This is a genomic window from Bacteroides sp. AR20 (assembly GCF_964250605.1).
Lineage (GTDB): Bacteria > Bacteroidota > Bacteroidia > Bacteroidales > Bacteroidaceae > Bacteroides > Bacteroides uniformis.
Genome location: NZ_CAXUGK010000007.1, coordinates 1 through 6,614 on the forward strand (window position 1 = coordinate 1; position 6,614 = coordinate 6,614).

Annotated in this window: 10 protein-coding genes; 2 read left to right on the forward strand and 8 right to left on the reverse strand. The window is 49.0% G+C overall.

Going from position 1 to position 6,614, the window contains the following annotated elements:
* Positions 1-189 precede the first annotated feature (189 nt).
* From ACESTD_RS05435 to ACESTD_RS05450, 4 genes are all read right to left on the reverse strand, one after another.
* A complete protein-coding gene (locus ACESTD_RS05435; RefSeq protein WP_005938308.1) occupies positions 190-1,458 on the reverse strand; it encodes a Y-family DNA polymerase in 1,269 nt (422 codons plus the stop codon).
* Positions 1,459-1,485: 27 nt separating this feature from the next.
* On the reverse strand, positions 1,486-2,169 hold the full coding sequence (locus tag ACESTD_RS05440; RefSeq protein ID WP_005938311.1) for a LexA family transcriptional regulator: 684 nt from the start codon (positions 2,167-2,169) through the stop codon (positions 1,486-1,488).
* Positions 2,170-2,264: 95 nt separating this feature from the next.
* Positions 2,265-2,765 carry an SLOG family protein gene (locus ACESTD_RS05445; protein WP_005938315.1) on the reverse strand — a complete coding sequence of 167 codons (501 nt, stop codon included), beginning with the start codon at positions 2,763-2,765 and terminating at the stop codon, positions 2,265-2,267.
* 2 nt (positions 2,766-2,767) lie between these two features.
* Positions 2,768-3,337: a hypothetical protein gene (locus ACESTD_RS05450; RefSeq protein WP_005938318.1), complete on the reverse strand. Its 570-nt coding sequence runs from the start codon at positions 3,335-3,337 to the stop codon at positions 2,768-2,770.
* Between the two features lie 865 nt (positions 3,338-4,202).
* Here ACESTD_RS05450 and ACESTD_RS05455 point away from each other — a divergent pair.
* On the forward strand, positions 4,203-4,457 hold the full coding sequence (locus tag ACESTD_RS05455; protein WP_005938320.1) for a helix-turn-helix domain-containing protein: 255 nt from the start codon (positions 4,203-4,205) through the stop codon (positions 4,455-4,457).
* Positions 4,458-4,490: 33 nt separating this feature from the next.
* On the opposite strand, the gene ACESTD_RS05460 is transcribed toward ACESTD_RS05455, so the two are convergent.
* The 3 genes from ACESTD_RS05460 to ACESTD_RS05470 all read right to left on the reverse strand — a co-directional run bounded on the left by ACESTD_RS05460 (position 4,491) and on the right by ACESTD_RS05470 (position 5,637).
* Positions 4,491-4,868 carry a hypothetical protein gene (locus tag ACESTD_RS05460; protein ID WP_005938322.1) on the reverse strand — a complete coding sequence of 126 codons (378 nt, stop codon included), beginning with the start codon at positions 4,866-4,868 and terminating at the stop codon, positions 4,491-4,493.
* Positions 4,869-4,952: 84 nt separating this feature from the next.
* The gene (locus ACESTD_RS05465) at positions 4,953-5,315 is read right to left on the reverse strand and encodes a hypothetical protein (protein WP_005938324.1); all 363 of its coding nucleotides are present in this window, start codon (positions 5,313-5,315) and stop codon (positions 4,953-4,955) included.
* A 7-nt stretch (positions 5,316-5,322) separates the two neighbouring features.
* Entirely contained in the window at positions 5,323-5,637 is a 315-nt protein-coding gene (locus ACESTD_RS05470) for a hypothetical protein (protein WP_005938326.1), read from the reverse strand.
* Positions 5,638-6,109: 472 nt separating this feature from the next.
* Here ACESTD_RS05470 and ACESTD_RS05475 point away from each other — a divergent pair, with 472 nt between their 5' ends.
* Positions 6,110-6,286 carry a hypothetical protein gene (locus ACESTD_RS05475; protein ID WP_153880861.1) on the forward strand — a complete coding sequence of 59 codons (177 nt, stop codon included), beginning with the start codon at positions 6,110-6,112 and terminating at the stop codon, positions 6,284-6,286.
* Positions 6,287-6,415: 129 nt separating this feature from the next.
* Here the strand turns inward: ACESTD_RS05475 and ACESTD_RS05480 are convergent.
* Positions 6,416-6,614, reverse strand: a 199-nt coding sequence (locus tag ACESTD_RS05480) for a hypothetical protein (protein WP_373170008.1), incomplete at its 5' end; no start/stop codon positions are given.

Here is a 6,614-nt window from a genome sequence, read left to right on the forward strand (position 1 = left end):
TACCTCACGCCAAACGAAAAATTTAAACAAATTATTAATCAGAATTCTGTTGCATTTGCAAGTTGAATTCAGCACTTAATTAGCTGGGCATTAGAAAATTATCAGGTCATCATGCGCAATAGAAAACGTGTATAGCTATGTTCATGAGAATGCAATTTTAAGGCTTAATTTCCATAATTCCCATGAGAATTATATCTGAATTGTCAGTATCTCCTTTAAATCAGACAGATAGTTACCGCTCCGGAACTCGCTCTTGGCATGCCAGGCCTGCTTCTCTTCGCCCTCCACGGCCAGATGTATCTTCCGCAGACCGAAGCGGTGATTCAGTGCATCAATGCTTTTCATGAGCTGCATCCGTTCCGGTCGGTTCTTTACCTCATCAAAGAGATTCTGCTGGATATAGGAAGCATCCGTGATGTCTCCGAGAATGACTCCCGTCTTCTTGTAGCTGATTCCTTCCCGATAAATCTCCTTCAGCACACTCAGCGCCGCCTGTGTAATCTCAATCGTGTCTGAGGTCGGCATAGGCAGGATCCTCGTCTGCCCGTTGGAGTACTGAGTAAGGTCCTCCCGGAAGCGGTTGCTCGACACAAAGACCGTCACGGCCGAAGTCAGCGAGTGCTGTCCCCGTAGCTTGTTGGCGCAGCTGGCCGCAAAGCTGGCGACCGATGCCTGCAACGCATCATAGTCCGTAACCAAATTCCCAAAGCTCCGACTGGTACAAATGGTCTGCCGCTGCGCTACTTCCGAAGTATCAATGCACGAAATACCGTTCAACTCCTTCCACGTCTGCCATCCCGGCTTGGAGAAGTGGCTGCGCACCCAACTTTCCTTCTTGTCGGCAAATTCCAAAGGAGTACGGATGCCCAGGTAGTTCAGCTTGGCAAGGGTCTGTTTACCAATTCCCCATACGTCAGAAAGGTCAAAGAGCGCCAACGCTTTCCGGCGCTTTTCTTCATTGTCTATCATGCACACTGAATGGTAGCCTTTGTACTGCTTGGCAAACTTGCTTCCAATCTTCGCCAAAGTCTTGGTATGTGCAATTCCTACACTAACCGGGATGTCCGTATAAAGCCGGACCTTCTCCACCACTCCACGCATATAGTCCTCCAAGTCATGATATTTCTCTAGACCATCCAGATAGAGGAAGGATTCATCAATCGAATAGACTTCTGAATGAGGCACAGCAGACCGCAGAATGTTGTTCACCCGTTTGGACATGGCCGCATAGAGATACATGTTCGTAGAGAACAGCTTCACTCCATAGTGCTGCACTATATCCTTCTTCTTGAAGATGGGGTCTCCACGACGCAGTCCCAGTGCCTTGGCTTCCGGAGTCAAGGCCACAATGCAGCCATCGTTGCAGGAAAGCACGCAGACGGGCTTTCCGTTCAGTCCGGGATGGAAGACCTTCTCCACGGAACAGAAGAAACTGTTGCAATCGACTAAAGCAATCATAGGTTGTAGGCAAACGGGTTATAGCAATTAGTAAACAGGCTTGTGGATGATATATGTCACGACTCCCCAAACACTGAAATCATCGCCCTCGGTGATTTCAATCTCGGGGTACTCGGGATTGGCCGGAACCAGCCAAAGGGTTCCTTCCTTCCTGCAAACCCGTTTCAGCGTGTATTCTCCATTCAGTTCACAGACTGCAATCTGCTTTTCCGTAGGGTTCCGTTCACTCTTATCGACTATGATGATGTCGCCATCATGCACTCCGGCTTCAATCATCGAACGGCCCTGCACACGGATCAAGTATGAAGAGTCCGGGTGTGGGCACAACATCTTCAATACCTCGATGTCCTGCGCCAGTTCATCATTGTTCAAAGGAATGGGAAAACCGGCCACCACCTTTACATCAAAGAAAGGCAGCGACATCGGCTTGATACGGCTGGTAGGCATCACTTCTCCCAACTGCCTCAAGGCTTCGTCTTCCTGTCTGCTTTTAGCTACTTCCATCTGCCGGATGATACATTCCTTGATGAAGTCCGTCTTGTTCTCCTGGCTGTCCAGATAGGCAGCCACCTCCTTATCGGCCCGAAAAGCATAGAGCTTGCTGGTGCCATCTCCCTTGGGGCGGCCTGCACCTGGTCTTTTACCACCTCTGCCGGGTTTCTGGGGTTGGTTTTCCGCTTGATTTATCACTTGTTTTTCCTGATTATCCATGGTCTAAACACTATTTCAGCACAAAGATAAGCAGTTTTCCGAATAATGTTATACGCTTTTCAGAAAATCTATGAAAAGCGTATAACATCGTTCGTCTAATACACATTGACGACAGGCATCCGTTTCTCCCTTGCCTTGCGACAGGTATAGGCTGTGCCGCCCTTCGGCTTGCCGTCAAAGTAGGCAATCACACTGCCGGAATGCGACAGCATGTAGTCGTTCCGTTTGAAATAGCATCCATTGAAGTAGTCTTCACTCAGATGCACCACATCGTCCGCCTTGGAAAGGATATAGGCATAGCGCTGCTGCTCCACCATGGACCAGGAAGCGCTCTGTCCCTTGAAGGGAACGACTGCTACCAGCTTCAGCATGGGGATGCTCAACTTGAGGGAAAGGACTTCTTCTGCCGCCATCATGTCAAAACCGAGCGCCATGCCGCAGTAGAACTTGTTCGCTCCTTGACGGATGGCTTGCAGCACGGCTTCCTTCAGCCGTTCCCTTACTTGTTCTTGATGAATATGGGAAATTTCTCTATGTCCGGTAAAGGCAACCGCCTTTGCCGTTGCCTTTACCTTCGTTGTTTTCTTTTCTATCATTGTCAGTTCGTTTTTACTTTGTAATGGGTCTTTGCCAAGAAGATGCCACTGAGAACGTGTGCGCCCAAGTTCTCCAATTGGTCGGAATAGGTAGCCCAAGTGATGCCGCGGGTGATTACATCGTCAAAGGTAACAATATTCTTGCCTTTGAACCAAATTTCATCAAACTCGATGATGCTCACCTTGCGGATTTCCTTCTCCAGCTTGCGGTTCTCGTGGATGGCAAGGCGCCCACCGATTACCTTTACATGCTCGTAGCCGTTGATGGCTCCGGTCAGTTCGCAGACTCTCTCGCAAAATGCCTTGTAGCGGAGTTCGTTCTTCTCGGAGGTGGATGCCGGAACCGGAACAAAGGTGATGTCCTTGCAGCCATCGCCATACTGCTCCTTTAGGCTTGCTGCGGTCATTTGTGCCACTGCTTCAAAGCTTCGTCCGTCCTTGAAGTCATATACCATCTGTCTGTCAGCCACTTCCTTTTCGCCGACGTTACGGATGCGTTTCGGGAAATACTTGCAGAACCATGTCTGAGTTTTTTCCAACTGCTTCTTGAGGTGATTGTCCATGTGTGCCATACGCTCTGATTTTTTTCCCTCTTGTTTTGCTGTTTTGCAGCTTGTCCGAAGGGATGTTTTTTGCTTTTCTCAGAGTGCTGGCAGCCACCAATTAGGCAAATTCAGGGCAGAAAATACGCTCAACTTGTTTGAGGAAGATTTTCTGCAAGGGATTTGACGTTTGGTGGGGACAGCCTACCTTTGCAAAAAAATATCCTCGCAGGCAAGATGAGAAAACGGTGAGCGGTCATTGCCTTTATACTTCACAGAGCCGGATATTCCTCATTCCATTACTGTCTGATGCTTCCACAACACCTTGCAGGCACGATTTGCTTCCTTTTCTACACCATCATACTCACACGGATAATTCCTTATAAAATAGTTGCTTCATTTTCTAGAATGGGGGCATTTTCGCTTTGACAAGATAGCCACAGCCAAAATCCTTGTATATCAATTACTTTTATACATCCGTTAGCGTTGACAAACGTTGACAAGCGTTGACAAAAAAATCTGCGGCAAAAATTTTATAGCCACCGGTTGACAAACTCCGACTTCTCTATTCTATTCTCTTTTTCCTTTAAAAAGAAAAGATATTGAATTACAGGGGCTTTCGGAAGCGGCTTCAGGCCCTTCCAGCCCGTTGTCACCCTGGCTAGCTTGTCACCACCCCAACTATACCGCCGGAAACTGCAGAAGGTGTTTTTTTGATGCAGACCCACACTAAGCGCCATTCTTGGATGAAAGATGGATGAATGTTTAAGCAACCTTTTGCAAGGGGTATCACAAAATCCCACAAAGTCACCCAAAATCCCTCATTGCATCACACGGAAGCTATTGTCACACAAGAGCTTTCTTCGTAATTTTACTGCATCAAACGCTTATGCCTATGACCGACTTGAAGAACACATGGATAGCGATAGCTCCCGACCGGAACTACACCATTAAGGAAGCCTGCCTTTTCCTCGGGGTTCACCGATGCACCATCTACGACTACATCCACCATCCCGAGCGACCTTTGCCTTTTATCCGGATCCATACCGATAAAAGGGGCATCCTCTTCCGAGGAAGCGACCTCATTGCCTACAAGGAAGCGGGTCTCCCGAGAAGAGGACGCAAGTTCAAGAACAGCCCTCGTGAATAGAGGACTGTCTTTGAACTTGCCTTCTTGCGGAACTCAGTTCCACTGGTTCCAGGGCAGACCTGCCAACACGGATTTGCCGTCCGCCTCGGCAAGCTGGCAAGCCAAGAGCCACGCATCGGTGCGGATGGCATCCATATCGCTCACGGCTTGCCGGAAACGGGAAGGTGCTACGGCACCCGACCGGACCATCCACTCCGAAGCACAGGTCTCCGGCTCAATGGCTTCCACAAAGGACTCAATCTCCTTCACCAGGTTACTTACCTTGCCGTCCTTCATTTCTGCCGTGAAGGTAAACGGCACACCGCTCAAGGTCTTCCGGTGGAAGTCAAAGAAGAGCCTGCCTTCCTTGTACTGAGCGGAAGCAGTCCAACCGAGTTGGGCTGCGATACTGATTATATTTCCATTCCTCATATCTCAGACTAAACCTACTATTTGAGACCTGCCCGGTCCGTGACGGATAAGGCAGGTCATTTTGTTATCACTCCGTTCTAACACTCATTCACCCATTCTTGCAAGGAACTCCTGCAAACGGCTGTCACGCAACTTCTTCAGCGGTACCGGCTGGAAGTTCTCCTGCTGCCTTACTTGCAGCTTGCCGAAACCTTGTCTGGTCAAATCCAATTCGATGTCCGACAGCTCGTTCAAGGAAATGTAGCCGTACTCGTCCTCCATCAGTCCGATGACGATACCGAAGAGGATGGTGTCATTTCCTTCCTTTTCACCTTCAAGAATGAACCATCGCACACCACCGAGCGCGAAGATGGCACGGCAAATAGCATCCTTTCCCTTGCCGTCCTGGGAATAGAGAGGATAGCCTTTCAAGGCTTCCTCCAACTGTGTTGTCATAAGTCTGCACATAGCTGTATTATTTAGAGGTTGGAAATTCGGGGTCAAAAATCAAGTCACACTCGATGAGCCGTTGGTAGGCTTCTGCTGAAAGCCGTGATGCCCACTCATTGCGGTCATCGTATCTTCCCTGCTGATAGTTGAGTGCCAGCTGCTTCATGAAGCCGAGGAAAACCTTGAACATCTGTTGTTGCAGGTAGCGGTGAGCCTTGGTCAGTTCCCTGCCAGTCTGGTCAGGTGAAGACATACTGCCATTCACAAAGTTGGCGAACTCTTGGGCAAAAGCCTTGTCACGTTCGGAGATGGTTGCTCCGGATAATTCTAAATAGTCCATAACAAATATTTTTGATGTTTACGTTTCCGATTCTTTTCCCTCTTGTGAAGCCCTTTAGAGCTTCTCGGTCGGGAAAACCGTTTTACGTGCATCCCCTCACTGCGGACACCGGGGAGAATAAGGCAAGTGTGAGGACAGAGAACTTTACGGAATACCCAATTTGGTACAAATTGTGGAAGGCTGCCGGAAAGTTCTCCGTCCAAAAGCTTCAGCGGCACTTGATGTTTCTCCCGTCCGCAGTATCTTTGCACGACAAAACGTAAAAAGACCGGGAAGCTCCAAGGATTTACCAGGCATTTCATTCAACCTGGACTCCAAGGGAAAAGTACCTTAGTATAAGCCACCGAACACGTTACTTCGTTCAAGCCTTCATGTACTAATGTATAATGGGTGTACGTTAGTACGAACAAGCCTGAGCGACCTAACGTCCAAACCCTTACGAAGTAACGTCCTCCCAAAAACCGTTGCCGTTGTGAGAACCTACAAAGTGAAGCGAAGTGGAGCCTTGCAGGTTCTCTCTATGACAACGGACTGGAGTCCTCCACTCGTAGCAAAAGCCAATCAGCCGGGCTTTGCTTGGTGTCATCGACACGGAGCAAACCGGATGGCACATCCTCCCCAAAAGGTCGTCACTTCCGGCATCGCATGAAATACGATAAGTCGGAAGTGGCGGCCAACATCTGTGAGCCAGCCCCCAAAACCATTCGATGGCTCTACTTCCGCAAGCGTCAGCCTGCGTTCGGTAGAGCCATCGAGCATGTTTTCATTTGAAGACCAGCTACCTGACCTCATTGACACTGTGAGAAACTGCTGAGTGGAGCGTAGTGGAACCCTGCTGCTTCTCTCTGTGGCAATGGAATGGAATCTTCCACTTGTTGCAAAAGTCTATCAGCCGAGTTTTGCTTGGTGTCATCGACACGGAGCAAACCGGATGGCACATCCTCCCCAAAAGGTCGTCACTTCCGGCATCGCATGCA

Bases quoted from the DNA above. Each gene is read 5' to 3' on its own strand.
- ACESTD_RS05455 (WP_005938320.1), top strand. From the start codon at position 4,203: ATGACCGACTTGAAGAACACATGGATAGCGATAGCTCCCGACCGGAAC.
- ACESTD_RS05440 (WP_005938311.1), bottom strand. From the start codon at position 2,169: ATGGATAATCAGGAAAAACAAGTGATAAATCAAGCGGAAAACCAACCC.
- ACESTD_RS05450 (WP_005938318.1), bottom strand. From the start codon at position 3,337: ATGGCACACATGGACAATCACCTCAAGAAGCAGTTGGAAAAAACTCAG.
- ACESTD_RS05445 (WP_005938315.1), bottom strand. From the start codon at position 2,765: ATGATAGAAAAGAAAACAACGAAGGTAAAGGCAACGGCAAAGGCGGTT.
- ACESTD_RS05435 (WP_005938308.1), bottom strand. From the start codon at position 1,458: ATGATTGCTTTAGTCGATTGCAACAGTTTCTTCTGTTCCGTGGAGAAG.
- ACESTD_RS05470 (WP_005938326.1), bottom strand. From the start codon at position 5,637: ATGGACTATTTAGAATTATCCGGAGCAACCATCTCCGAACGTGACAAG.
- ACESTD_RS05460 (WP_005938322.1), bottom strand. From the start codon at position 4,868: ATGAGGAATGGAAATATAATCAGTATCGCAGCCCAACTCGGTTGGACT.
- ACESTD_RS05465 (WP_005938324.1), bottom strand. From the start codon at position 5,315: ATGTGCAGACTTATGACAACACAGTTGGAGGAAGCCTTGAAAGGCTAT.